This window comes from Actinomadura alba (genome assembly GCF_014323705.1).
Taxonomy (GTDB): Bacteria; Actinomycetota; Actinomycetes; order Streptosporangiales; family Streptosporangiaceae; genus Actinomadura_C; species Actinomadura_C alba.
The window spans coordinates 152,535-178,244 of record NZ_JABVEC010000017.1 but is presented as its reverse complement, the minus strand read 5'-3'; the positions used below and the strand labels follow the sequence as shown (position 1 = coordinate 178,244).

The 25,710-nt window shown below is 70.7% G+C and carries 17 protein-coding genes; 16 read left to right on the top strand and 1 reads right to left on the bottom strand.

Annotated elements, in window-relative coordinates:
• Positions 1-315 precede the first annotated feature (315 nt).
• From lon to HKK74_RS22560, 5 genes are all read left to right on the top strand, one after another.
• The gene (gene lon, locus HKK74_RS22580; protein ID WP_187245264.1) at positions 316-2,757 is read left to right on the top strand and encodes an endopeptidase La; all 2,442 of its coding nucleotides are present in this window, start codon (positions 316-318) and stop codon (positions 2,755-2,757) included.
• A gap of 304 nt (positions 2,758-3,061) precedes the next feature.
• Positions 3,062-4,090 carry a Gfo/Idh/MocA family protein gene (locus HKK74_RS22575; RefSeq protein WP_187245263.1) on the top strand — a complete coding sequence of 343 codons (1,029 nt, stop codon included), beginning with the start codon at positions 3,062-3,064 and terminating at the stop codon, positions 4,088-4,090.
• 153 nt (positions 4,091-4,243) lie between these two features.
• Positions 4,244-5,233: a sugar ABC transporter substrate-binding protein gene (locus tag HKK74_RS22570; RefSeq protein WP_187245262.1), complete on the top strand. Its 990-nt coding sequence runs from the start codon at positions 4,244-4,246 to the stop codon at positions 5,231-5,233.
• 55 nt (positions 5,234-5,288) lie between these two features.
• The gene (locus HKK74_RS22565; RefSeq protein ID WP_187245261.1) at positions 5,289-6,344 is read left to right on the top strand and encodes an ABC transporter permease; all 1,056 of its coding nucleotides are present in this window, start codon (positions 5,289-5,291) and stop codon (positions 6,342-6,344) included.
• Positions 6,341-7,177 (top strand): ATP-binding cassette domain-containing protein, encoded by an 837-nt coding sequence (locus HKK74_RS22560; RefSeq protein WP_187245260.1) that lies wholly within the window; start codon positions 6,341-6,343, stop codon positions 7,175-7,177. Before HKK74_RS22565 ends, HKK74_RS22560 begins: the two co-directional genes overlap by 4 nt.
• 116 nt (positions 7,178-7,293) lie before the next feature.
• On the opposite strand, the gene HKK74_RS22555 is transcribed toward HKK74_RS22560, so the two are convergent.
• On the bottom strand, positions 7,294-8,508 hold the full coding sequence (locus tag HKK74_RS22555) for a glycoside hydrolase family 76 protein (protein ID WP_187245259.1): 1,215 nt from the start codon (positions 8,506-8,508) through the stop codon (positions 7,294-7,296).
• A 217-nt stretch (positions 8,509-8,725) separates the two neighbouring features.
• On the opposite strand from HKK74_RS22555, the gene HKK74_RS22550 reads away from it, so the two are divergent.
• From HKK74_RS22550 to HKK74_RS41970, 11 genes are all read left to right on the top strand, one after another.
• Positions 8,726-10,153 carry an extracellular solute-binding protein gene (locus HKK74_RS22550; RefSeq protein ID WP_187245258.1) on the top strand — a complete coding sequence of 476 codons (1,428 nt, stop codon included), beginning with the start codon at positions 8,726-8,728 and terminating at the stop codon, positions 10,151-10,153.
• Positions 10,154-10,290: 137 nt separating this feature from the next.
• Positions 10,291-11,637 (top strand): extracellular solute-binding protein, encoded by a 1,347-nt coding sequence (locus HKK74_RS22545; RefSeq protein WP_187245257.1) that lies wholly within the window; start codon positions 10,291-10,293, stop codon positions 11,635-11,637.
• Entirely contained in the window at positions 11,637-12,560 is a 924-nt protein-coding gene (locus HKK74_RS22540) for a carbohydrate ABC transporter permease (RefSeq protein ID WP_187245256.1), read from the top strand. The genes HKK74_RS22545 and HKK74_RS22540 overlap by 1 nt, the downstream gene beginning before the upstream one ends.
• Before the next feature lie 6 nt (positions 12,561-12,566).
• The gene (locus HKK74_RS22535; RefSeq protein WP_187245255.1) at positions 12,567-13,418 is read left to right on the top strand and encodes a carbohydrate ABC transporter permease; all 852 of its coding nucleotides are present in this window, start codon (positions 12,567-12,569) and stop codon (positions 13,416-13,418) included.
• A gap of 70 nt (positions 13,419-13,488) precedes the next feature.
• Positions 13,489-17,904 carry a glycoside hydrolase family 38 N-terminal domain-containing protein gene (locus tag HKK74_RS22530; protein WP_187245254.1) on the top strand — a complete coding sequence of 1,472 codons (4,416 nt, stop codon included), beginning with the start codon at positions 13,489-13,491 and terminating at the stop codon, positions 17,902-17,904.
• Positions 17,905-18,092: 188 nt separating this feature from the next.
• On the top strand, positions 18,093-18,443 hold the full coding sequence (locus HKK74_RS22525; protein ID WP_187245253.1) for a CU044_2847 family protein: 351 nt from the start codon (positions 18,093-18,095) through the stop codon (positions 18,441-18,443).
• The gene (locus tag HKK74_RS22520; protein WP_187245252.1) at positions 18,425-19,399 is read left to right on the top strand and encodes a magnesium chelatase ATPase subunit I; all 975 of its coding nucleotides are present in this window, start codon (positions 18,425-18,427) and stop codon (positions 19,397-19,399) included. The genes HKK74_RS22525 and HKK74_RS22520 overlap by 19 nt, the downstream gene beginning before the upstream one ends.
• A 15-nt stretch (positions 19,400-19,414) precedes the next feature.
• Positions 19,415-21,160: a hypothetical protein gene (locus tag HKK74_RS22515; protein WP_187245251.1), complete on the top strand. Its 1,746-nt coding sequence runs from the start codon at positions 19,415-19,417 to the stop codon at positions 21,158-21,160.
• Complete coding sequence (locus tag HKK74_RS22510; RefSeq protein ID WP_187245250.1) at positions 21,153-22,442, top strand: CHAT domain-containing protein; 1,290 nt, start codon at positions 21,153-21,155, stop codon at positions 22,440-22,442. Before HKK74_RS22515 ends, HKK74_RS22510 begins: the two co-directional genes overlap by 8 nt.
• On the top strand, positions 22,442-25,552 hold the full coding sequence (locus tag HKK74_RS22505; RefSeq protein WP_187245249.1) for an NYN domain-containing protein: 3,111 nt from the start codon (positions 22,442-22,444) through the stop codon (positions 25,550-25,552). Before HKK74_RS22510 ends, HKK74_RS22505 begins: the two co-directional genes overlap by 1 nt.
• Positions 25,449-25,661 (top strand): effector-associated domain 2-containing protein, encoded by a 213-nt coding sequence (locus HKK74_RS41970; RefSeq protein WP_376771548.1) that lies wholly within the window; start codon positions 25,449-25,451, stop codon positions 25,659-25,661. The genes HKK74_RS22505 and HKK74_RS41970 overlap by 104 nt, the downstream gene beginning before the upstream one ends.
• Positions 25,662-25,710: the final 49 nt, after the last annotated feature.

Here is a 25,710-nt window from a genome sequence, read left to right as displayed (position 1 = left end):
ACGTCGGTTCACCGATTCAGCGCCGGATGAGGGTCTGTCAATTTTCCGGCTCTGTCGCGACGTACAGTCCCCCGCCCGGCACGACTTCCAGCGTCTCCACGTCGGGTCATCCTTCAGGAACCGGACCCACCGGACGGAAGAGTTAATCCGAACGTGACGCAGTCTCCGGAAACCTAAGTCCGGAATCGGAAGAGATCGCTCGGACGGGACAATCGAGGTTGATCGCTCTGGGCGAACGCTGCTGCGGAAATTAAATCGGGCTCCGTTTTCTTGAGTGAAAGTGACTCAAGTTCGTTGACGAAGACGGAGATCAGCATGAGCGAGACCTTGACGCTGCCGGTGCTGCCCTTGGACGACGCGGTTGTGCTGCCCGGGATGGTCGTGCCTGTCGACCTGTCCGACGGGGAGACGCGGGCCGCCGTGGAGGCCGCCCGTGCCGCCGTCCATGAGCCCGGCGCCGCCGCGCGCGGCTCCCGGCCGACCGTCAAACCGCGGGTTCTGATGGTCACGCGGGTGGACGCGCGGGGTGCCGTGGGCGACGGCGCCGGAGGGTCGACCTGGGCGGCGGTCGGCACGCTCGGCGTGATCGAGCAGGAGGGCCGGCTGCCCGGCGGAGAGCTCGGGGCCATCGTGCGGGCCGTCTCCCGCGTACGGATCGGGATCGGCACGACCGGCCCCGGCGCCGCGCTGTGGGTCGAGGGCACCGAGATCGACGAGCCCGCGGCCGGCCCGGCCGCCGAGGAGCTGGCCAAGGAGTACAAGGGGCTGGTCGCGGCCATCCTGCAGAAGCGCGGGGCCTGGCAGCTCGTCGACATCCTGCAGCAGATCGACGATCCCTCGACCCTGGCCGACCAGGCCGGCTACGCGCCGTATCTCACCACCGAGCAGAAGATCGAGGTGCTCGAGACCGTCGACGTCGTCGAACGGCTCAACCTGGTCATCGCCGCTGCGCGGGCGCACCTCGCCGAGCTGGACGTCGCGGAGACCATCCGCAAGGACGTCCAGGAGGGCATGGACCGGCAGCAGCGCGAGTTCCTGCTGCGCCAGCAGCTCGCGGCCGTACGTAAGGAACTGGCCGAGCTGAACGGCGACCCGGCCGACGAGGAGGACGACTACCGCGCCCGGATCGAGGCCGCCGACCTGCCCGAGAAGGTGCACGCGGCCGCGCTCAAGGAGGTCGACAAGCTGGAGCGCACCGGCGACGCCTCCCCGGAGAGCGGCTGGATCCGCACCTGGCTCGACACCATCCTCGACATGCCGTGGAACGAGCGGACCGAGGACTCCTACGACATCGCGGGAGCCCGCGAGATCCTCGACGCAGACCACGCCGGGCTCGACGACGTCAAGGACCGGATCATCGAGTACCTGGCCGTGCGCAAGCGCCGTGCCGACCGTGGCCTGGGCGTCGTCGGCGGCCGGCGGTCGGGCGCCGTCCTGGCGCTGACCGGCCCGCCCGGGGTCGGCAAGACCTCTCTAGGCGAGTCGGTCGCGCGGGCGATGGGCCGCAAGTTCGTCCGGGTCGCGCTGGGTGGCGTACGTGACGAGGCGGAGATCCGGGGGCACCGGCGCACCTACGTCGGCGCGCTGCCCGGCCGGATCGTCCGCGCCGTCCGCGAGGCCGGCTCGATGAACCCGGTCGTGCTGCTCGACGAGGTCGACAAGGTCGGCGCCGACTACCGGGGCGACCCGACGGCGGCGCTGCTGGAGGTGCTCGACCCGGCGCAGAACCACACGTTCAGGGATCACTACCTGGAGGTGGAGCTCGACCTGTCGGACGTGCTCTTCCTGGCGACCGCGAACGTGATCGAGGCGATTCCGGGCCCGCTGTTGGACCGGATGGAGCTGGTCCAGCTCGACGGCTACACCGAGGACGAGAAGGTCGTCATCGCCCGTGACCACCTGCTCCCGCGGCAGCTGGACAAGGCCGGGCTGGAGCCGGCCGAGGCGGTGTTCGGTGAGGACGCGCTGCGCCTGCTCGCGGGGGAGTACACCCGCGAGGCCGGGGTCCGGTCGCTGGAGCGGTCGATCGCCAGGGTGCTGCGGAAGGTCGCGGCCAACGTGGCGCTGGACAAGACCGCGCTTCCGGTGACCGTCACCGCGGGTGACCTGAAGGACTACCTGGGCCGGCCGCGGTTCACCCCCGAGACGGCACTGGAGGAGTCCGAGCGGCGTACGGCCGTGCCGGGGGTCGCGACCGGGCTGGCGGTCACCGGCGCCGGTGGCGACGTGCTGTACGTCGAGGCGTCGCTGGCGGACGCCGAGACCGGCGACACCGGGGTGACCCTGACCGGTCAGCTCGGCGACGTCATGAAGGAGTCGGCCCGCATCGCGCTGTCCTACCTGCGCTCGCGCGGGGCCGAGCTGGAACTGCCGGTCGGCGACCTCAAGGAGCGGGGCGTGCACGTCCACGTTCCGGCCGGCGCGGTGCCCAAGGACGGTCCCAGCGCGGGCATCACCATGACGACCGCGCTCGCGTCGCTGCTGTCGGGCCGCCCGGTCCGCTCCGACGTGGCCATGACCGGTGAGGTGTCGCTCACCGGGCGGGTCCTGCCCATCGGCGGCGTGAAGCAGAAGCTGCTCGCCGCGCACCGGGCCGGCGTGACCACCGTCCTCATCCCGAAGCGCAACGAGCCAGACCTGGACGACGTGCCGGCCGACGTGCTGGAGCAGCTGACGGTCTTCACCGTCGGCGACGTCCGTGAGGTGCTCGAACTGGCGCTGGAGTCGGCCGGCAATGGCGCGGCCGTGGCGGCCTGAGCGGCGGTCCTGACCGGCCGCTTCGCGTCCGTCCTCAGTGGTGTGCCGCCGGTGCGGGTCGATCCCGCGCCGGCGGCACACTGCGTCGTGGGGGTGCCGGCCCGCGCGCCCTTCCGGTGGCCGACCGTGGCCATGACCGTTCGACGCTTACCGAACTACTGTTTGGTTGAGCAGGTAGAAAGGCGGTGCCCGAAATATGTCGAAGCGGTAATGCTTCGGCTATCGGACTAAGCCTTGTTCTAGGTCACACGTCCCGTCATGCTGGACGTCCTGGAACGTTCCACCACGCTGAAGTGGAGGCACTATGAGGATTGGGCTGGCCGGTGCGGGACGGATCGGAGCGAGCCACGCCGCGACGCTCAGCGTGCTCTCCGAGGTCGAGTCGCTGCTGATCGCCGACGCCGACGAGCGCCGGGCGGCCGAAGTCGCCTCGGCCCTGAAGGGCCGGGCCGGCTCGGTGCGGGCGGCCGGGACCGTGGACGAGCTGTTCGGCGCCGGTCTGGACGGGCTCGTCGTCGCGGCGGCCACCAACGCCCACACCGAGCTGGTCAAACGCGCCGCCGCCGTGGGCCTGCCGGTGTTCTGTGAGAAGCCCGTCGCACCCGACATCGCCGGGACGCTCGACGTCATCGAGGCGGTGCGCGAGGCGCGCATCCCGGTCCAGGTGGGTTTTCAGCGCCGCTTCGACGCCGGCTACACCGCGGCGCGTGACGCGGTGGTGACCGGGCGGCTCGGCTGGCTGCACACCGTACGGTCGTGCACGCTCGACCCAGCACCCCCACCCAGGGAGTTCATCCCGGTCTCGGGCGGAATCTTCCGGGACTGCGCGGTGCACGACATCGACAGCATCCGCTTCGTCACCGGGCACGAGGTCGTCGAGGTGATGGCCGTGGGCGCCAACCGGGGGGATGAGATCTTCCGCGAATCCGGTGACGCCGATACGGCGGCCGCCGTGCTCACGCTCGACGACGGCACTCTCGCGCTGATCTCGGCGAGCCGCTACAACGCCGCCGGCTATGACGCCCGGCTCGAGGTGCTCGGTTCCAAGGACAGCATCGTCGCGGGCCTGGACGAGCGCACCCCTCTCACGCGAGCCCAGGAGACCGGTGGCGGCAACGTCTACGGGAGCTTCCAGGAACGCTTCGCCGACGCCTACGCGGCCGAGCTGCGGGCCTTCACCGAGCTGGTCGCTGGCCGCATCGAGAACCCCTGCACGCCGGAGGAGGCACTGGAGGCCTTCTACGTCGCCGAGGCCTGTGAACGCTCCAGGCGCGAAGGCGCGGCCGTCCGGGTCGCCGCCGTCCGGGTCGCCGCCGTCAGGGCGGGTGGCTGACGGACGATCTGCAGGGCCGCGTCCCTGAGACGTCCGGATTTGTTCGCGTTTCCTGGATTTGGCGTAGGTTCGCCGGTCATCATCAAGGGCCATCGGGGTGATCGGACGCGTGACGACCACTTTCCGAGTTCCCGAGACAAGGAGAAGAGATTGATGAAGCGATTCGCGACCGGAGGTCTGGCCGCCGTCGCCCTGGTGGGTGTTCTCGCCTTGAGCTCGTGTAGCAGCTCCGGAGGCAAGGAGGCCGCGGAGGAGGAGAGCAAGACCGCCGCCGGCGGCGGTCCCCGGCTCAAGATCGCCATGGTGACGCACTCGGCTCAGGGCGACACGTTCTGGGACATCGTGCAGAAGGGCGCGAAGGCGGCCGCCGCCAAGGACAACGTGGACTTCCTCTACTCGGCGGACCCCGAGGGCGGCAAGCAGGCCCAGCTCGTCCAGGCGGCCATCGACCAGAAGGTCGACGGCATCATCGTCACCCTGGCCAAGCCCGAGGCGCTGAAGGACGTGCTGAAGAAGGCCACCGACGCCAAGATCCCGGTCGTGACCATCAACTCGGGAGCCGCCCAGTCCGCGGAGTACGGCGCACTCGTCCACTTCGGTCAGGACGAGACGGTGGCCGGCGAGGCGGCCGGTGAGGAGTTCAACAAGCTGGGCGCCAAGAAGGCCGTCTGCGTCATCCACGAGCAGGGCAACGTCGGGCTCGAGGACCGCTGCGCCGGGGCGAAGAAGACCTTCAAGGGGCAGATGGAGAACCTGTTCGTCCAGGGCTCGAACATGCCGCAGGTGAAGTCGTCGATCACTGCCAAGCTCCAGGCCGCGAAGGACACCGACGCCATCCTCACACTCGGCGCGCCGTTCGCAGCGACGGCCGTCGACTCGGCCAAGGAGGTCGGCAGCTCGGCCAAGGTGGCCACCTTCGACATGAACAAGCAGCTCATCACGGCGCTGAAGGACGGCTCGATCCAGTTCGCGGTCGACCAGCAGCCCTACCTCCAGGGGTACGGCGCCGTGGACGAGCTATGGCTCTACAAGACCAACGGCAACGTGATCGGGGGCGGCCGGCCGGTGCTGACGGGCCCGGCCATCGTCACCAAGGACACGGCGGACGCCATCGCTCCGTTCGCCGACCGGGGAACTCGCTGATCCCACGGGGCGCCCGCAGGGCGCCCCGTCCTCGGCAGGAAGGAGTGCACCCCCCGTGAACCAGACCGTCGCGCAACCCGCCCAGCCTGTGAAGCTGGACGAGCGCGTCACCCGCAAGTCACCGCTCCGCCGGCTCCTCGGCCGTCCCGAGATCGGCGCGCTGATCGGCGCGCTCGCGCTGTTCGTCTTCTTCGGCCTCACCGCCGACACGTTTCTGACGGCGAACGCCTTCTCCACCATCCTGTACGCCAGCTCGACGTTCGGGATCATGGCGGTGTCGGTCTCGCTGCTCATGATCGGTGGTGAGTTCGACCTGTCGGCCGGCGTCATGGTGACGACCTCGGCCCTCGTCGCGTCGATGTTCAGCTACCAGTTCAGCCTGAACATCTGGGTCGGCGTCGCCGTCTCGCTGGCGGTCACGCTGGCCCTCGGATTCGTCAACGGACTGCTGTACGTGAAGACCGGGCTGCCGAGCTTCATCGTCACCCTCGGCACCTTCTTCATGCTGGCCGGCGCGAACCTCGGCGTCACGAAGGCGATCAGCGACAACGTGGCGACCCCCTCGATCTCCGACATGTCCGGCTTCTCGGCCGCCAAGCAGGTGTTCGCCTCCGACCTCACGCTCTTCGGCATCCAGGTCAAGATCACCGTTCTGTGGTGGCTGGCCATGGTGGCGGTGGCGACCTGGCTGCTGCTGCGCACCCGGGCCGGCAACTGGGTCTTCGCGGTGGGCGGATCGGCCCCGAGCGCCCGGGCGGTCGGCGTGCCCGTGGCCAAGACGAAGATCGCGTTGTTCATGGGCGTCGCCTTCACGGCCTGGTTCTCCGGCATGCACCTGCTCTTCGCCTTCGACTCCGTACAGTCCGGTGAAGGCGTCGGCAACGAGTTCTTCTACATCATCTGCGCGGTCATCGGCGGCTGCCTGCTGACCGGTGGGTACGGCTCCGCGATCGGGGCCGCCATCGGCGCCTTCATCTTCGGGATGACCAACAAGGGCATCGTCTACGCCGAGTGGAACCCGGACTGGTTCAAGTTCTTCCTGGGCGCGATGCTCTTGATCGCCACGGTGGTCAACCTGGTGGTCCGGCGCCGCGCGGAGGTGTCGGAATGAGTGAGACGCGAGCACCGCTGGTCCGGCTGGCCGGGGTCGGCAAGCACTACGGCAACATCATCGCCCTGCAGGACGTCTCACTCGAGGTGTCCGCGGGCGAGGTCGTGTGCGTGCTCGGCGACAACGGCGCCGGCAAGTCCACGCTCATCAAGATCGTTTCGGGCCTGCACCGCCACGACTCCGGTACCTACGAGGTGTCGGGAGAGGAGGTCCGGTTCGGCTCGCCGCGCGACGCCCTCGACCGCGGCATCGCCACCGTCTACCAGGACCTCGCGGTCGTCCCGCTCATGCCGGTCTGGCGGAACTTCTTCCTCGGGTCCGAGCGGCGCAGGGGCATCGGCCGGCTCGACATCGACTTCATGCGGCGTACCACCAAGTCGGAGCTACTGGAGATGGGCATCGACCTGCGCGACGTCGACCAGCCCATCGGCACCCTGTCCGGCGGTGAGCGGCAGTGCGTGGCGATCGCCCGCGCCGTGCACTTCGGTGCCAAGGTGCTGATCCTGGACGAGCCGACCGCGGCGCTCGGCGTCAAGCAGGCGGGCGTGGTGCTGCGCTACATCGTGCGGGCCCGCGAGCGCGGTCTCGGCGTCATCTTCATCACCCACAACCCGCACCACGCCTACCCGGTGGGGGACCGCTTCCTGCTCCTCAAGCGCGGGCGCGGTATCGGCTACCACCGCAAGGACGAGGTCACCCGCGAGGAACTGACCGCGCTGATGGCCGGTGGAGCGGAGCTCGAGCAACTCGCCCACGAGCTCGAAGGCATCGAGAGCGGCGCGGCGGAGGAGCTCTCGGCCGAGGTCAAGCGGCTCGGCCTCACCGACGCGTGAGAAGACCGCCCGGCACCGCGGACCTCCTCAGCCGCCGGCCGGCGGGTCCGCGGTGACGTCGGCGGTACTGTCCGCGCCCGCGGCCGGGCCACCGAGCCGGTCCTCTTCGGAGGTGCTCAGGCGAGCAGCGGATAGTCCCGCGGCGACCATCCCAGCAGGCCATAGATCTGCACCATCGCGGCCTGTTCCAGCAGGGTCACCTGATCGCCGCCGCCCGAGAAGTCGAACAGACCACTTTCCAGATCCCGTACCGGGAAGATGCCGGTCCGTGGGTCGCGGACCTCGGTCCAGACCCGGTCCGCGTACTCCTTCATGACGCGGCGGTGCGACGGGCCGGGCGCCACGCCGTCGAGGATCAGCAGATTCTTGAAGAAGATCGCGTTGAACCGGGCCGGCTGGGTGAACCAGCGGTCGTCCTCGCTGTAGAAGGCGATCGCGGCGGTGGCGATGTCACGCGCCCGATCGAGGTACCGGTGATCGCCGGTGGCCTTGTACAAAAGGGCCGCCGAGCCGAGCATTACGCCCTGGTTGTACGACCACTGGGTCGTGTCGATCCGGCCGGCGAGGTCGATGTGGTCCCAGTACAGGCCGTTCGGCGCGAGCATGCAGGCGTTCGTCCAGTCGAACATCCGCTTCGCCCACGCGAGGTACTCGGGCCGCTTCGTCAGCAGGTAGAGGTGCAGGCCCAGTTCCGCGCCCGGTCCGTTCGACACCGTGTTGCGGTCCTGGCTCCACGGCGCCTGGGTCCAGAAGACGCCGCCCGGACACGGGTTCGAGGGATCGGTGTCCCAGCCGTGGACCACCAGGTCGAAGATCCGCTCGGCGCGCGCCAGTGCGGCCGCGTCGCCGGTCCGCTTGTGGTGCTGGACGAGCGCCAGGCCGATCCACTCGTTATCGTCGTAGAACTTGTCCCCGCCCTGTCCGAGCGGCGGCCGCACGTACGAGTCGTAGCCCGGCGGGTCGGTCTCCGGGTTCCAGTAGAGCTCCAGAGCACGCAGCCGATCGGCCACGTCGCCGGCGTACCGCCTCCCGTCGCGCAGCCCGGCCATCGTGAGCGCGCCGGCCATCGCCTGCGAGTACGGCCAGACATAGGAGTACGGGTTGCCGCCCTCCGCACGCGGACTCGTTTCGAGGTACAGCCCCCGATCGGTCTCGAGGAAGCGCCGCATCGCCCGATAGGAGGCCTCGGCACGGGCCGCCGCCCGCTGTCCGCCCGGGACATCGGCCAGGTCCGCGGCCGCCGGGGGGACTCCTCCCGCACCGATCGCGCCGCCGAGTAGGACACTTGTGAAGGCCACGATCCAGCGCAGACGAGCGAGCAACCGTCTCATCGCATTCATCCTTCCCGCGGCGACGGGTGACAGCGACGTTCGACAACGACCGACCAACGACACTCTGCAGTGACAATAAAGACAAAATAGGTGACGGTAAAGGCTCAGTCGGCACCGGCGCAGCGAGCGCAAGCTCCCGCGTGGCGACGCCGCCCGAGACGGCGCCCGAGACAGAGCCCGAGACAGCGCCCGAGACAGCGAAGGCACGAGGAGGCGGATGGAGAGCCAGCCGACCCCGCTGTACTACCAGCTCAAGATGCGTCTGCTGGAGGAGATCCGCAGCGGGACCTACGGCACCGACGGCCGGCTGCCGACCGAGCACGAGCTGTGCGAGCGGTACGGGTTGAGCCGCACGCCCGTGACGAGGGCGCTGTCCGAGCTCGCCCACGAGGGGGTCGTGCTGCGCCGGCGCCGCCGCGGCACATTCGTCAATCCCGGCTGGCTGCGCCGGGGCCGTGCGCAGGCGCCCGAGCTCCGCCTCGTCGCTCCCGGTGGCGCCTGGCCGGATCACCTGCGTGAGGCGGCGGGCCACGACGCCACCCTGTCGATCACCGCGGTCGAGCTGCCCCACGTACACGACGTGCTGCTCCGCGCGATCGCCGAGGGGAACGGTCCCGACCTGGCCGTGGTCGACTCGGTGCACCTCGCCGAGTTCGCGAGGTCGGGGTTCCTCATGCCCCTCGACGACCTCGACGCGGATTGGATCGCCCGTGAGCACGACACGGACTTCCTCCCGCCCTTCGCGGAGGCGTATCGGTTCGGCGGGCGCACCCTCGCCGTCCACGCCCACGCCGATGCCGCCGGTCTGTGGTTCCGGCGCGATCTCCTCGAGGGCTCCGAGCCCCCGGCGGACTGGCGGGGGCTGCGGACCCTGGCCCGCCGGCTCACGACCGGGCGGGCGCGGGACTTCCGGCCGCTGGTCATGTCCGGCGGGCCGGCCGCCGCCGAGACGACGACGTACTGCCTGACCGCACTGCTCGCGTCCAACGGCGCCACCGTGCTGGCGCCGGACGCGGTCACCCTGGACGGCCCGGCCGCGGTCGAGGCGATGCGCTTCCTGCGGCGGCTCGTGGACGACGGCGCGCTGCCGCCCGAGGTGACCGGCTACGACAAGCACCACGCGGCCCGGCTGCTCGCGAAGGGCGCGGCCGGGATCTGCCTGGGCGGCAGCTACGACGCCGAGGAGATCGCGGCCGAGGCCGGTATCGGTATGGACGAGGTGTACGAGCGGTTCGTGTTCGCCCCGATGCCGCCCGGCCCGCACGGCGGCTCGGGCGTCCTGTCCGGCGGCATGGTCTACTGCGTTCCCCGGCAGGCGAAGCGGCCCGGCCTGGCGATGCGGGTGCTGCGGGCGGCGGTCGAGCCGGACGCGCTGATCCGGCTGTGCACGCGCACCGGCCAGCTGCCGCCGCGCCGCTCGGCGCTGACCGCCATCGCCGCCGCGTCGCCGTTCCACGCGCACACCGCGGCGATGCTCGACCACATGGTCGTACGGCCGTCGTCGCCCGTGTACGCGCTCGTGTCGGCGCAGCTCCAGGCCATGACGGAGGACGTGATCACGAGGCGGCGGAGTCCCGCCGCGGCCGTGGCACGCGCGGCCGACCTGATCAGCGCGATCACCGGGCTGCCGGTGGCGGGGCGCTGAGGAGCCCTTGACATTTCGGTCGTGTTAAGCGCAGATTTGTCTCGAATTTGTCATCGCCTGATGGCAAATCAGCGCGACCGTTGGTGCGTGGACCAGCGCATGGTCCCGTCGGGGGAGCACCGCCCGAAGGGAGCACCATGCGTCGATTCATCGGGCTGGCGATGGCCGCGGGTCTGGCGGTCACGATGGCCGGCTGCGGAGGAGGGTCCGAGAGCGGCTCCAACGAACTCAAGATCGTCTACCAGAAGTTCGGGACGTACATCCATCTCGACGTCATGCTGCGGCGGCTCAAGCCGGTGTTCGAGCAGCAGAACCCCGGGGTGAAGCTGAAACTCATCCCGGTCACCGCGAACGACGCCGACTACTTCTCCAAGGTCAACCTCATGCGACGGTCGGCCTCCAGCGCTCCCGACGTCGTCTACGAGGACACCTACGTCATCAACTCCGACGTCAAGGCGGGCTACCTCCGGCCGCTCGACGAGTATCTGAACACCTGGCCGGACTGGGGGCAGTTCCCCGACTCGGTGAAGCAGGGCGTCAAAGCGCTCGACGGCAAGATCTACGGAGTGCCGATGGGCACCGACACCCGGGGCCTCTGGTACAACAAGACGATCCTGAAGAAGGCCGGCGTGACCCTGCCATGGCGGCCGAAGACCTGGGACGACGTCCTGGCCACGGCCCGGCAGATCAAGGCCCGGGTGCCGGACGCGACGCCGTTCAACATGTACTCGGGCAAGCCGGCCGGCGAGGCGTCCTCGATGCAGGGCTACGAGATGCTGCTCTACGGCACCGACCATGAGCTCTACAACTCGCAGAGCGCGAAATGGGTCGCGCCGAGCAAGGGCATGACCGATTCGTTCCGGTTCATCAAGACGGTGTTCTCCGAGGGGCTCGCGCCGAAGCCTGCGGTGGCGCTGGACAAGAACCTCAACACGATCGTCACCACCCAGCTGTTCCCGAAGAACAAGCTCGGCATCGCTCTCGACGGCTCCTGGCTGAGCAGCACATGGCAGAAGGCCGGTGAGGCGCCGTGGCCCGAATGGCAGGACACGATCGACGTCGCGCCGATGCCCACGCAGAACGGGCAGGCTCCCGGTAAGACCAGCATGTCCGGCGGCTGGACGCTGGCCATCGGCGCCAAGAGCAAGAATCCCGGCGCCGCCTGGAAGTTCGTCGCCCTGGCCCTCAACCGTGAGAACTCCCTGAACTACGCCACCACCGCCGGCCAGATCGCGGTGCGCGACGACGTCGGTAAGGATCCCGCCTACCTCAACGCCAACCCGACGAACAAGTTCTGGACCGACCTCGTGTCGGCCACCCATTACCGGCCGGCCTATGCCGAGTACCCGGAGATCTCCAACCAGATCCAGAAGGAGATGGAGTCTGTGATGACCGGGCAGGAGAGCCCGGAGGAGGCCACCAAGCGGCTCACCGAGTCGATCCAGAAGATCGTCGGTGCCGAGAAGGTCGAGGCAGCCGGCTGATGGCGGCCTCGGCGTCCGCCGCGTCCCCGCGCCCGGCGGCCCGCCCCGCGCGGGGCCGCCGGGGATCGGCGCTCGGCTGGGCGATCCCGATGGCACCGGCGGCCGGCCTCCTGGCGCTGTTCTTCGTGGGGCCGATCCTGTGGTGCTTCTGGGCGGCGTTCACGAACCTGGCGCTGACCGGGGCGAGCGCCAGCGACCCCGAGATGGTGGGGCTGGCGAACTTCCGGGAGATGTTCGCCGACGGCGACTTCTACTCGGCGGCGATGCTCACCGTTGCCTTCGTCGCGGGGTCGGCGATCATCGGGCAGAACTGTCTCGGGCTGATCCTCGCGATGCTGATGCGCAGCCGCAAAGCGGTGGTCCGGACGGTCGTCGGCGGGATCGTGGTGAGCGCCTGGGTGGTCCCGGAGATCGTCGCCGGGTTCATGTGGTACGCCTTCCTCGCCGACGAGGGCACCCTCAACTCGGCGCTGACGGCCGTCGGGCTTCCCGCGAACGAGTGGCTCTACGAGCTTCCGCTGCTCTCGGTGATCATCGCGAACGTGTGGCGGGGCACGGCGTTCTCGATGCTGGTCTACTCGGCGGCGCTGTCGGAGGTCCCCGATGACCTGCACGAGGCGGCGGCCGTCGACGGGGCCTCGGCGGTCCAGCGGCTGCGCCACATCACACTGCCGCTGATCAAGCGTGCGGCGATGACCAACCTGATGACCATCACGCTGCAGACGCTCTCGGTCTTCACGCTGATCTTCGTCATGACCGGCGGCGGCCCGGGTATCAAGAGCCAGACGCTGCCGCTGTACATGTACCAGGAGGCGTTCAAGTTCTCCCAGCTGGGCTACGGCACCGCGGTGGCGATCGTGATGCTCACGATCGGTGCCGTGTTCTCGGCGATCTACCTCCGGCTGCTGCGGAATGAGGTCTGAGCTCCCATGGCGCCCGTCTCCGTCGGCTCCACCACGGCACCGCGCAGGGCCGTCTCCGCCGCGGCCGCGTACGGGGTGCTCGCGGTCGTCGCCGTGCTGTTCCTCGTACCGTTCGGCTGGCTGTTCCTCGCCTCGCTCAACGCCGAGGCCGGCCTCACCACCGAGCCGCCTGCGGAGTTCACGCTCCGCAACTTCGCCGAGGTGCTCAACCCCGACAACCTGCGGGCGTTCGGCAACAGCTTCGTGCTGTCCGGCGGGGCCGCGCTGCTGACGCTGCTCGTCGCCACCCCGGCCGCTTATCCGCTGTCCCGCTACAACCTGCGGTTCGGCCGTCCCGTGCTGTACGCGCTGCTGTTCTCCACCGGTCTGCCGATCACCGCGATCATGGTGCCGGTGTACGGGATGTTCGTGCAGCTGGAGCTGGTCGACTCGGTCCCGGCGACGACGCTCTTCCTCACCGCCACCGGGCTGCCGTTCGCGATCTGGATGATGAAGAACTTCATGGACGGCGTACCCGTGTCCCTCGAGGAGGCGGCCTGGGTCGACGGCGCGTCCGCGTGGAAGGCCCTGGTGCGGGTCGTGCTGCCGCTGATGCTCCCCGGCGTCACCGTGGTGTTCGTCTTCACGTTCATGACGACCTGGGGGAACTTCTTCGTCCCGTTCGTGCTGCTGCTCGCCCCGGAGAAGCAGCCCGCCGCCGTCACCATCTACCAGTTCTTCGGGCAGCAGGGCGAGGTCGCCTACGGCCTGCTCGCCGCCTACTCGATCCTCTACACCGCCCCGGTCGTCGCCCTCTACGCCCTCGTCCAGCGCACGTTGGGCGGCGCCTTCGCCATGCAGGGAGCGGTCAAGGGCTGAGCCCACCGGACGGCACGCCGAACGGCACGCCGGACAGCAGGAACCCGCACACAGAAAAGAGCACAGATCAATGCGGATTTCCCAGGTCAGCTCCACCGATCTGTTCATCGGGCCCGAGGTCGCCCCCCGGCAGGTCGTGCGGGTCGGGCTGGCCAACGCCGGCTCCGGAGCCGCCGAGCCGTCCGATCTGGTGCGGGTCATGGTCGAGGGGCCCGGCGTCACGACTCCCGAACCCGTGCTCGTCACGGGGCTGGCGGCCGGTGAGGAGCGGGAGGTCGAGGTCGGGGTGCGGCTCTCGGAACCGGTGAACCCCGGCACCGTGCGCCGGGTGACCGCGATCGCGGACACGGGGAACGTCCGCCGCACCGCCGCGGGCGAGGTCGTCGCCGCGGACACCGGCTGGACGATGTGGATGGTCTCGCACTTCCACTACGACCCGGTGTGGTGGAACACGCAGGCCGCCTTCACCGAGGTCTGGTACGACCTGCCGGCCGCCGAGAGCGTCCGGCCCGCCGAGGTGAAGACCGCCTTCGACCTCTGCCGGGCGCACCTTGAGGCGGCCCGGCTCGACCCCGACTACAAGTTCGTGCTCGCCGAGGTCGACTATCTCAAGCCGTACTGGGACAGCTTCCCCGAGGACCGCGCCGACCTGCGGCGCTTCCTGAGCGAGGGCCGCGTCGAGCTGGTCGGCGGAACCTACAACGAGCCGAACACCAACCTCACCCACCCCGAGTCGACGATCCGCAACGCGGTTTACGGGGTCGGCTACCAGCGGGACGTCGTCGGCGGGGATCCGGCGTCGGCGTGGATGCTGGACGTGTTCGGGCACGATCCCGCCTTCCCCGGGCTGATGGCCGACGCCGGCCTGACCTCGAGCTCGTGGGCGCGTGGACCCTTCCACATGTGGGGGCCGAACCGGCACGTCGGCGACAACGAGCGCATGCAGTTCGCGAGCGAGTTCGAGTGGATCTCGCCGAACGGGCGCGGCCTGCTCACCTCGTACATGGCCAACCACTACGGCGCCGGCTGGGAGATGGAGCGGCACGACAACGTCGAGGACGCCATCGAGGAGGCCGTCCGGCAGTTCCGGCTGCTGCGGCCGGTGGCCGCCACCCGCAACGTACTGCTGCCGGTCGGCGCCGACCACGTGGTGCCGTCCCGCTGGTGCACCGAGGTGCACCGCGAGTGGGCCAAGCGCTACGTGTGGCCGAGGTTCGTGGTCGGGCTGCCCCGCGACTTCTTCGGGGCCGTACGGGACGAGACGGGCGAGCGCCGGGCGCGGTTCAGCCCGCAGTCCCGCGACATGAACCCGGTCTACACCGGCAAGGACGTCTCGTACATCGACACCAAGCAGGCCCAGCGGGCCGCCGAGATCGCGGTTCTCGACGGCGAGCGGCTGGCCACCCTCGCCACGTTGCTCGGCGGGGTCCGCTACCCGGCCGAGGCCCTCGACAAGGCATGGCGGCAGCTCGCCTTCGGCGCCCACCACGACGCCATCACCGGCAGCGAGTCCGACCAGGTCTATCTCGACCTGCTCGGCGGCTGGCGCGAGGCGTACGAACTCGGCGACGAGGTGCGCACGGCCGCCATCGACCACATCGCCGCGCATGCCGACACCTCGGGTGAGGGCCGCCCCGTCCTCGTCGTGAACACGCTGTCGTGGCCGCGCGACGGGATCACGACCGTTCGGATCGCCTTCCCCGAGCCCGGTCACGGCGGCGTCGAGCTGCGGGATGAGGTGGGCGGACCGGTGGCGGCCGTGACCGAGGCGCTGCGGCGGCATGGCGACGGCACCCTGGCCGAGGTCACGCTGACGTTCCTCGCCAAGGACGTGCCCGCGCTCGGTTATCGCGTGTACCGGGCGGTCGAGGCCGCCGACGTGCCCGCGGGATGGACGGCCACGGGCGGCCTCGTGGCCGCCAACGCCGCGTTCCGCGTGGAGGCCGACCCCGCGCGAGGAGGCGCGCTGTCCTCGATCCGCGACCTGCGGACCGGCCGTGAGCTGCTGCGCAGCGGCCGGGTCGGCGGCGAGCTCGTCGTGTACGAGGAGCACGCCACCCATCCGGTCTGGGGTGAGGGGCCATGGCATCTGCTGCCCAAGGGGCCCGGGCGCGGCGTCGGCGAGCACAAGGCGCACGTGCGCGTCGAGCAGTGCCCCATCGGCCGCCGCGTCGTCTCCGAGACGACGGCCGGCGAACTGCGCATCACTCAGGAGACCCTGCTCTGGGACGGTGTGGACCGCGTCGACTTCCGTAGCCACGTCGACGGGTCCATCGGGCACGACCGGCTGCTGCGCGTACGATTCCCCGTCGACGTCCCCGGTGCCCGGCCGGTGTCCGAGACCGGTTTCGCCGCCGTCGGACGGCCGTTCGGCTTCCCCGACGCCGACGCGGCCGAGTCACTGTGGACGCTCGACAACCCGGCGCACAACTGGGTGGCGCTCAGCTCGGCCGCGCGCATCGCGCTGACCGGCGAGGACGGCTCGCGGCACGAGCATGCGATCGGCGTCGCAGAGGTGATCGAACCCGACGCGATCGAACCCGATGGTGCGAGATTCCCCGATGAGGTCCGGGCCCTCGTCGCGGGGCTCGCCGGTCAGGGCGTCACCGCCACGTGCTCACGGCCGGACGGCTCCCGCTACGGCTCCCTCGACGTCGACTCCAACCTGCCGGACGTACGGATCATCCTCGGCGGTCCCGGCGACAACGCCTTCGCCGCGGCGGTGCTGGCCGACGCCGGTGCCGCCTACTCGACCGCGCTCGAGCGGCACGGCCGGGTCTTCGTGCCCGCCGCCCGCCCGCTCGAGGACGTCTGGACTCCGACCGCCGACCTGCGCGGGCCGCGGGACCTCCCGGTGCTGATCGTGGCGGGCGACGATCTCGGCGTCGAGATCGCTCGGTTGAGCACCGACGTGGCCGACTCGGTCATCGAGGTCTCCAGGCCCTCGGACCTGGACGGGACACCCGCCCCCCTCGACGGCTACTCGGTCGGTCTGCTCAACCAGGGGACACCCGGGTTCGTCACCGGCACGGACGGCACCCTGTACCTCAACCTGATGCGGTCCTGCAGCGCATGGCCGTGCGGCGTCTGGATCGACGGAGAGCGGCGCACCGCCCCCGACGGCTCCAGCTTCGCCTGGCAGCACTGGAGCCACACGTTCTGCTACTCCCTCGTCGCCGGTCCGGGCGACTGGCGGGAGGCCGGATTCGTCCGGGCCGGACAGGAGTACAACCACGCCGTGCTCTCCCGCCCTGCCCGGCCGGGCGGTGGCGTGCTGCCCACGGCCGCGAGCCTCGCCTCGGTGGAGCCCGCCCGCGTCGTGCTCACGGCGCTCAAGCCCAAAGGCAACCCCCTGGCCTCTGGAGACGCGGGGGACGCCGACGTCTCCGAAGGCATGATCGTACGGGCGTACGAGTCGTCCGGCCGGCCCGCCGAGGCGCGGATCCGGCTCCTCGGCGGACTCACCGACGCCCGGGTCGTCAACGTTCTGGAGGAGGTCCCAGCGGAGGTTCACGGCCAGGTCGACGTCGGCACCGAGACGGGCGGCACCGAGACGGGCGGCACCGAGACGGGCGGCACCGAGACGGGCGGCACCGAGACGGGCGGCACGGTGACCGCGCGGCTCGGTGCCTCCGGCATCGTGACGCTGAGCGCCCGCCCCGCCATGGCGAACGATCCCGGCGCGGTTTCGGGTCAGGGACGTCTCGGCCCCCGGACCGAGCCCGCGCAACCGGTCTTCACCCGCTACTGGCTGCACAACAAGGGGCCGGCCCCGGTCGGCAACCTGCCCGTCAGCGTGAACATCGGCCCGGCCACGACGTCACTGAGCGGCACCGGCGACAGCGCGACCGTACGGGCGACCGTCAGCACGTCCACCCGTCCCGCCGACGGCCGCGTCGAGCTCGCCGTGCCGCTGGGACTCTCCGTCGACCACGCACCCCTGGAGTACGACCTCGGGGCCGGTGAGCACGCCGAGTTCACCCTGACGGTCCGCGCCGAGGAGACGGGCACGTACTTCCTGGCCGCCCGGATCGACGATGAGCTCGGCCAGGTCCTCGAGGATGCCACCACGGTGGTCGTCGGAGCGGCACAGGCGCAGACGCCGATCTCGGTCGCCTTCGAGCCCGAGGGGCTGCTGCTGCCCCCTGGCGGCGAGAGCGAGATCATCGCGAGGCTGAGCAACCTGACCGGAAGCGAAGTGCGCGGCGAGGCCCAGCTCCTCAGCCCGGTCGGCACGTGGGGCCCCGGCTCGGACACACTCGTCACGCCCTGGACACAGGGCTTCGCCGTCGCACCGGGAGCCACCGCCGACCTGCGCTTCGTCGTCCGGGCCTGCGCCGGCGCACGGAGGGGCGCGCACTGGTGGGCCATGGCCAGGATCGGCTGCTTCGGCCGCCTCCACTACACCGTGGCCATCCCGGTACACATCTCCGCCGGCGAGCCCGGCGGCGACCGACCAGGTACCCGGCCTCCGGACGCGCGGTAGGCCGAGCCGTGTCGCGGGCGGTCAGTCGACCTGGTGGACCGTTTCGCGACCGTCGACGAGGTCCCGCCGGAACCGTACGGTGAACCCGCACCGTGTGCGGCTAATGACACGGTTGTCGGATCGGCGCGGAGATTCTCGGGCAGACTGAGGCGGCATTGTCGGATCGGCGAGACCAAGAGGGGCCATCAGTGGTCGTTGTTGAGGTTGAGGGTCGGGCGGGGGGCGCCCCCATCCAGATCGAGGTCACGGAGGTGCCGTCCGCCGACATGGCGGACGTCTATGGCGGCGAGGAGACCCGCGCTGTGCGGGAGAAAGTGATGCGGCTCGCCCGCCCGCTCTTCTCGGAGGCGCTCGACCTCGTCGATTCGTGCGCCACGGAGGTGAGACAGCGGCTCGATGCGATGACGGACGCGATCCGCCCGGACGAGTTCGAGCTGCAGTTCGCGGTCAAGCTGGACGCCAAGCTCGGCGCGGCCATCGTGGAGTCGACCAGCGGGGCCCAGCTCCAGGTGGTGCTCCGATGGACGGCCAAGGACTGAACGAGCCGGGGGTGAGCGAGACGCACGCGTTTCCGCTGCTGCCGTACAGCTACGTGGTCGGTCAGGACGCGCTGCGCCGCGCGCTCGAAATCGCCCACGTGCTGCCCGCGGTCGGCGGGGTGCTGGTCAGCGGTGAGCGTGGAACGGCCAAGTCGACGACCGTACGGGCGTTCGCCCGGATGATGTACGGCGACCTGCCGGTGACGTTGCCGATCAACGCCACCGATGACCGGGTGCTCGGCGGCTGGCAGATCGACGCCCTGATGCGGGGGGAGTCCCGTCCGCAGCCGGGCCTTCTCGAGAGCGCGAACGGCCGGCTGCTCTACATCGACGAGGTCAACCTGCTCGACGACCACGTCGTCAACATCATCCTCGACGTCGTCTCGACCGGGCTGCTGGTCGTCCAGCGGGACGGGCTGGACCGGCCCGAGGTTCCCGTCTCGTTCACCCTCGTCGGCACCATGAACCCCGAAGAGGGCGGGCTGCGGCCGCAGTTGCTGGACAGGTTCGGGCTTCTGGTGCCGGTGCGCGCCGAACTCGACCTGCGGGTGCGGCGCGACATCCTGATGACGGCGCTCCGGTTCGATGAGGAGCGGACCCGGCCGGACTCGGCGTGGCTGGAGCGCGGCGCGGACCTCGACCGTGAGCGCCGCGAGGTGATCGAGACGGCTCGGGCGGCCGTCGCCGACGTCCGCCTCACCGAGGACATCGCGTCGCTGTGCGCGAGGATCGCCGCGGAGTTCGAGGTGGCGGGCCACCGTGGCGAGATCGTGATGGCACAGGCCACCCGGGCCCGTGCCGCCCTGGACGGCCGCTCGGAGATCGCACCGGACGACGTGCGCGCGGTGGCCCCGCACGCGATCATGCACCGGCGACCCGAGGCCGCGTACGGCGAGGGCATCGAGTGGACCGACAAGGACGACGAACGGCTCGGCCGGCTCCTTGCTGAGGGGTGAACGGAGGGGTGAGCGGTGCGGGTAGGCGAGCGGGTGTCGACCGCGCTGGCGTGCGCGGCGCTGGATCCGGGCCTGTCGGGGGTCCTGCTCTTCGATCTCGATCCGGCGCTGGCCCCCTCGCTCGCCCGCCGGCTCGCCGAACTGCTCGCGGCGCCGGACCAGGTCGTCGTCGTGGGCGCCACCACGAGTGAGGACGACCTGTGGACCCGGGTGCGCCCGTGGCCCGGCGGCCGTGCGGGCTTTCGCGGTGAGCTCGGACCGCTGGTCGGTGCGGACCGGCCGCCCGGCGTGATCCTGGTACCCGACCTCGCGAGGCTGGGGCTCGCCGCCACCCGCGCCGCCGTCACCACGATCGGCGCCGACGTGGCGCATCTGGAACGCACGGGGTGGCGGCTGACCTGGGCGCCGAGGGACCGTTGGCTCGCCACCTGCCGTCGCGACGAAATCGGCCGGGTGTCACCGCACCTGCTCGACCGCTTTGCCGTACGGATCGACGCCGCGGGCCTGCGTCCGGGCCCGGGGAATCCACTCCCCGAACCCCCGCCGTCCTGGCGCCGTGCGGTCCGTGCCGGCCTGCTGCCGGGCCTGTCCATCGGGGCGGCGGACCGGGTCATCGAGCTCGTCCCGGCGGTGGGCGCGGGCGCCCGCCGGGATCTCGCGCTCGCTCGCATCGCCCGCGCGCTGGCGGCGCTCGGCGGCGCGTCCGTCGCGGAGGCCGCGCACGTCGACGAGGCCGCGCGCCTCGTCGGGCTGTCCACGTCCGCTCCGGAGGACCTGGTCCCCGGGCCCCGGGCCACCGAGATCGGGCCTTCGACGCGAGCGGCACCTCCCATCGCGACCGAACCCGCCGTCCGGGAGGTTGGCGCGCCACCTGCGGAACCCGAGGCGTTGCCGACTGCCGCGCTGCCCGCGCCCGGGATGTCCGGCGACCCGTACCCCGAAGACCGCACAGAGCCCGAGCGCGAGGCCGAGCCCCTGCGGTCACCCTGGCGGCGCGGCGCCGCCGGCGGACCTCCGCGCGGTCACCCGATCGGCGCGCAGGCCGCCCGTGAGGTACGCGACATCGCGCTGACCGCGACGCTGCTCGAGTCCGCGAAGTTCCAGACCCTGCGCTGCCCGGACCACTTCCGCGGCTCGGTCGCGCATCCGCTGCACGTGCGCGCGGCGGACCTGCGCAGCCACCGGCGGGCGCCCCGACCGGGCCATCTGCTCGTGCTGCTCCTCGACCACACGTGCCGGCGGGGATGGGACTGGTACGGCGACCTCGCCCCCTATCTGCAGTGGGCCTACGCTCTCCGGGCGGCCGTCGGCGTGATCGAGGTCGGTGCGGCGGACGCACCGGACGAGCTGTGCGCCCAGCGGTTCTCGGCGCGCAGCCTGCTCGACCCGCGCGTGCGCGAGGCGCTGGACCGCCCCGCCGGGCGGGCGACGCCGCTCGCGCATGGGCTCAGCCTCGCCGTGCGGTCGCTGCGGCACGACACCCAGCACGGGGACGCGGCCGTCGACGAGGCCCTGCTGCTCGTCGTCACCGATGGGCGCGGCAACGTGCCGCTCCGGGCCAGCCGGACGGGGCAGGCCCCGGGCCGGGTCGGCCGCGAAGGCGTCCAGGACGCCCTCGACGTCGCCGCCGAGATCGGCCGGCTGCACCGTGTCCGCAGCCTCGTCGTGGACCCGGGCCCCCGTCCGTACGCCCATCTCACCACCGACCTCGCCCAGGCACTCGGCGGCTCGGTCGTGTCAGGCGGGCCGGGCGATGACTGACCGCCGCCGGTTCGCCGACGCGGTGTTCCGCGGCGCGCGGTCGCGACGGTCCCTCCGCACGCCGCACGCGCCGCTCGTACCGCGCAGGCCACCCGCGCCGCCCGCAGCGCCGTCGGCACCCGAGCCCGAGACCGGCCTCGAGACGGGTGAGCCCGTGGTCTTCGACGCCTTCACCGCCGACCTCGGTGCGGGACTGCCTACTGGTATGGCCCTGCTCGTGGTAATCCCGGTGGAGCAGGGCGGCACTCCGGGCTTCCGGCTCCGGGCGGTGTGCTGCTGCGCCTCGCTGGTGGAGTTCGGCGACGTGTACGGCCGGCCCGATCTCGCGCTCGGCTCCCTGGTGGCGGCCGACGGCCTGCTGCCCGTGGACGTGCTGAGTTCGATGCGGACGTGGTCGCGGACGAAGAAGGGGCTCATCCGCTGGCTCGACGCGCGGCGTGCGGCGCACGGTGACGACCTGCAGCTCGTGATCTGGGACCAGACCGGGTACGGCATCCCCTGGGAGCTCTTCTGGCTCGAGCGCGCACCGGGATCGGGGCGCAGCGAAGGCTGGCTCGGTGGCCTGGTGACCGTGACCCGCTGGCTGTCCATCGAGACCGCCTGGGGCGAGGTGGTCCGCGACTACCGGTCCGAGCACACCTGTGCAGGGCCGGTCGCCGCCTACGTCGCCGCCGAGATGGAGCACGACGTCTCCCTGTTCGGCGCCTACCACCTCGAGAACAGCGACAGCCTGCACACGCTGGCCAAGGCACTCGAGGAGGGCGACCCCCTCGCCATGGTCTACGTGGCCTGTCATGGGACCTACGGAGCACGCCTGTCCGACTGCGTGCTCGGCGGCGTGCCCCTGGACCGCTTCGATCCGAGGAGATTCGACCGGCTCGGACCGGCCGCCACGTTCGTGTTCCTCAACGCCTGCCACTCCGGTTCGCTGGTCGACGACGCCGGCCGGTTCAGGGACCGCGCGCTGCGCGGGTTCGCCGAGGTGTTCCTGCGGTCCGGTGCGGCGGGCGTACTGGCGACCAGCGGCCGGGTGGGCGACCGCCAGGCCCATGAGATGGCCGACCAGTTGTTCCGCCACCTGCGCGACCATCCCGGCCGGTCGGTCGCGCAGGCCGTGCGCGACCTGCGCGCCGAGATGGCCCGGATGACCCCCGACGACCTGCTCGACGTGGACGGGCCAGAGGGGAACCGGCGGCTGCTTCCGCTGCTGTACCGATTCATGTACGTCTTCTATGGGAGCCCGCGTACGGCGGTCTCCCTCGCCACGGGCAAGGGGGTGTGATGGCGTCCGCGGGCACGTTGCTGCTGGAGCCGGTGGTCGGCTGGCCGCGCGAGATGACACCGGGACGCCCCTACCTGGTGACCGTCGACCTGCGGCTCGCCGAGGCGGCGGGCGACTGGCCGTACGACACCGAGGAGCTCTCCTTCACCTGCGTGCTGGAGGGCCCGGCCGCCTTCACCGTCGAGGCGGTTCACGACGCGAGCGTCGTCCTGCACCGGTTCGGCGGCTCGTACGGGCCCGCCGAGTTCATCGTCACCCCGCACGCCGAGCCCGGCAGCCGCTCCCTCTGGCTCACCATCCTCACCGAGCGCGGCGTCGACGTCCGCAGGATCGAACTGCCGGTGGACGTCGGGGACGACCCCGGGGACGCGCGGCCCACGACCACACGCCCGGTCCGTACGGCGGTGCCCGCCCAGCGGCCGGCCCCACCGGCGTCACGTGCGGTCACCCGGCTGATCGTGGACGTGGAACCGGTGGCGCACGGCCCCGGCGACCGCTATCTGCTGAGAGTGCTGAAGATCCGGCCCGACGGGGCCTTCGCGGGCTCGGCGGTCGACCGGAGCGGTCCGGTCTCCGTCGATGAACTTGCGGTCCGGTCGGGGTTCGCGCTCGCGCAACTGGCCGATGATCCGCATGACCACGATCTGTGGGTCGAGTTCGTGCTGCCCGACGAACTCCTCGGCCTGCCCGTCGATCAGTGGCCTCTCGAGCGGTCCGGTTCCGCACCCGTCCCCGTGGGCGCTGTCCTCCCGGTCGTCGTCAGGGGCAGGAGCGCGGCGCTCAATCTGGGCCAGCGGGCCAGGTGGCAGCGCCGCAGCCGCATCCTGCGCAGCCAGGAGAACCGGGGCGAACAAGGGCGGATCTTCTGGGTGCCCCGGGAGATGCCCGACGCCCGCTCGCTGTACGCGAGCCTGCTCCAGGCCGACTACGTGTGCGCCGTCTTCGAGCGGGACCCCTATCCCGGTCTGCACGCGCTGCGGTCCGCCGGGGTGCCCGCCGCCGTCTGGTGCCGAACTCCGCGGTTCGCCGAGGAGTTCGCGGCCCGGCTGGCGAGCCTGCTGCCCGGCGAGCCGGTGAGCGAACTGCCGTACCTGGTTCTGCGGCTGCGGCAGGAGGCCGCCTCCGTCGCCGCTCCGGATCGGCACCTCGGCTCGCACATCACCCTGCTCTGGGACGACACCGACCACGAGCCGTCAGTCGCGGAGCCGCCGGCCGAACCAGAGGAGGACTCCGAGTCGGCCGAGGCTGCGGCGAGTACTCCCGAAGCGGATGCTCCCGTGCGACGGCTCTGCCTGTTGGTCGACGTTGCGGCGTTCGTAAGTCGTACCGACATCAAGCGCGCGATGTGGACGGTCGTCGCGCGGATGTGCGAGGCGGCGGGCATCGAGCGGGAAACGTACGAAACCCAGGCCAGTGGGAATGGGCTGTTGCTCGTCCTGCCCCCCGGCCTGGACGAGGCGGAGGTCCTACCGGAGCTGATCAGCGGACTGCGTGATGGGCTCCAGGAGGTGAATCGCGACGTCGCGGGGGAGGGACCGGCCCGGGTTCGGTTGCGTGTTGCGCTCGCGGCGGGAGTGGTGGGCACCGGCCCCAACGGCCGGCTGGGAACGGCGCTGCTGACGGTGGCACGGCTTCTCGACTCGCCGGAGTCGCAGGCGGCTCTTGCGGACAGACCGGAGAGCGACTTCGCGGTCATCGTCGCCGAGGGCCTCGACCCGGACGACTTCGGGTCCTGGGCGTCGCTCCTCGAACCCGTCGACGTGAGCACCGAGCACGGATCGGCCTCCGGGTGGCTGCTGGTGCCGGGTCCCGGTCGTCTACTAACGCTCACGGTCGTGGATCTGGAAGGGCGGCGACATGAGCTGACGGGCCCGCTCGCGATGATGCGCGTCTTTGAGATCGCCGAGCATGTGGCGGCTGCCTCTTCCGATTTCGAAGGGCCGGACGACCTGACCCACATTGATATCGAGCGAGTAGACGAAGGCGGACGCCGGCGCCGCCTCGATCGGCTGGAGACATTGCACGACGCCGGGTTGAGGGACGGCGACGAACTGCGTCTTGTCTCTCGGAAATCCGGGGTCGACCGGCGGGACGACGATCCGGCGGCACTGGAGAACCTGCTCGCGACACCGGGAACCCACCTCATCGTTGATGGTGAGAACGTGGCCTGGCAGGGCCTCCCGTTCGACACCGATAGGCGAGACCGGCTGGTGGTCGATCGCCGAAACTGGCTGGTGTCCGGTCTCGGCGAGATCGCCGTCCGGACCGGCGCCGAGATTACGTGTGTCTTCGAGACAGTGGTGCTGAGGGAGTCGCTCCCGTCGCCGTCGCCCCGTGGCGTGCGGGTGCTCCTCCCGGGCGAAGAGGGAGCCCTCGGGCTCATCGGGCGGCTCGCGCAGGCCGAAATCGACCGCCCTGTCGTGGTCGTATCCTCGGACCGCGAACTCACCGACAGGGTGCAGCAGGCGGGTGCCCACCTTGTCCCGGCCGACTCACTCTTGCGGGTCCTGACCTCACCACCCCGGCGAGATGCGGCACCGGCCGGTCGCTGTGCGATCTTCGCATGCGAGATCGTCTCGTTCGCCCGCTTCCAGCGGGACATCCAGGAGTACCTGAGCGCCGTTCTGCACGAGAACCTCCGGCGTTGTTTCGACGCGTCCGGTGTGCCTCTCGACAACTGCCACGTCGAGGACCGCGGCGACGGCGTCATCATCGTGCCACCTTCGGGCACCGACCCCGCCATCCTGGTTCATCTCCTGGTCGATCGGTTGAGCGGCGAGCTGCGACGGCACAATGCGATGGCGAGTGAGTTCGCGAAGATCCGGCTACGAGCGTCCATGCACATCGGCGAGGTGGTGGTCGATGCCCACGGCATCGTCGGCACTGCGGTTAACCACACGTTCCGCCTGCTTTATGCGCAGCGGTTCAAGGAAATGTTCAACGCCTCCCACGCCATTGTCGGCCTTATCGTTTCGGCCGAAATGTACGAGACCGTGATCCGAGATGGTGAAGGTCTCGAGCCCGGTGAGTACACGCCGATCGAGGTTATGGTCAAGGAGACCAGCACCACGGCGTGGGTCAGGAATCTCCCGAGCGACAGTTCCATGTGACGTGGCGGGGCGGATTCCACGACAAGATGCGGCCAACATGGACACCCATGCAATCCTGCGGACGTGCCTGGACTCACCTGGCGGTCTGCGGGAGTTGCTCACGGTTTAAAGCATTCACCGGTGACTCGGCGCCGATGCGAGAGCTGGAGGCGACCATC

Bases quoted from the DNA above. Each gene is read 5' to 3' on its own strand.
- HKK74_RS22555 (WP_187245259.1), bottom strand. From the start codon at position 8,508: ATGAGACGGTTGCTCGCTCGTCTGCGCTGGATCGTGGCCTTCACAAGT.
- HKK74_RS22570 (WP_187245262.1), top strand. From the start codon at position 4,244: ATGAAGCGATTCGCGACCGGAGGTCTGGCCGCCGTCGCCCTGGTGGGT.
- HKK74_RS22530 (WP_187245254.1), top strand. From the start codon at position 13,489: ATGCGGATTTCCCAGGTCAGCTCCACCGATCTGTTCATCGGGCCCGAG.
- HKK74_RS22575 (WP_187245263.1), top strand. From the start codon at position 3,062: ATGAGGATTGGGCTGGCCGGTGCGGGACGGATCGGAGCGAGCCACGCC.
- lon (WP_187245264.1), top strand. From the start codon at position 316: ATGAGCGAGACCTTGACGCTGCCGGTGCTGCCCTTGGACGACGCGGTT.
- HKK74_RS22545 (WP_187245257.1), top strand. From the start codon at position 10,291: ATGCGTCGATTCATCGGGCTGGCGATGGCCGCGGGTCTGGCGGTCACG.
- HKK74_RS22510 (WP_187245250.1), top strand. From the start codon at position 21,153: ATGACTGACCGCCGCCGGTTCGCCGACGCGGTGTTCCGCGGCGCGCGG.
- HKK74_RS22505 (WP_187245249.1), top strand. From the start codon at position 22,442: ATGGCGTCCGCGGGCACGTTGCTGCTGGAGCCGGTGGTCGGCTGGCCG.
- HKK74_RS22550 (WP_187245258.1), top strand. From the start codon at position 8,726: ATGGAGAGCCAGCCGACCCCGCTGTACTACCAGCTCAAGATGCGTCTG.
- HKK74_RS22560 (WP_187245260.1), top strand. From the start codon at position 6,341: ATGAGTGAGACGCGAGCACCGCTGGTCCGGCTGGCCGGGGTCGGCAAG.
- HKK74_RS22520 (WP_187245252.1), top strand. From the start codon at position 18,425: ATGGACGGCCAAGGACTGAACGAGCCGGGGGTGAGCGAGACGCACGCG.
- HKK74_RS22535 (WP_187245255.1), top strand. From the start codon at position 12,567: ATGGCGCCCGTCTCCGTCGGCTCCACCACGGCACCGCGCAGGGCCGTC.
- HKK74_RS22540 (WP_187245256.1), top strand. From the start codon at position 11,637: ATGGCGGCCTCGGCGTCCGCCGCGTCCCCGCGCCCGGCGGCCCGCCCC.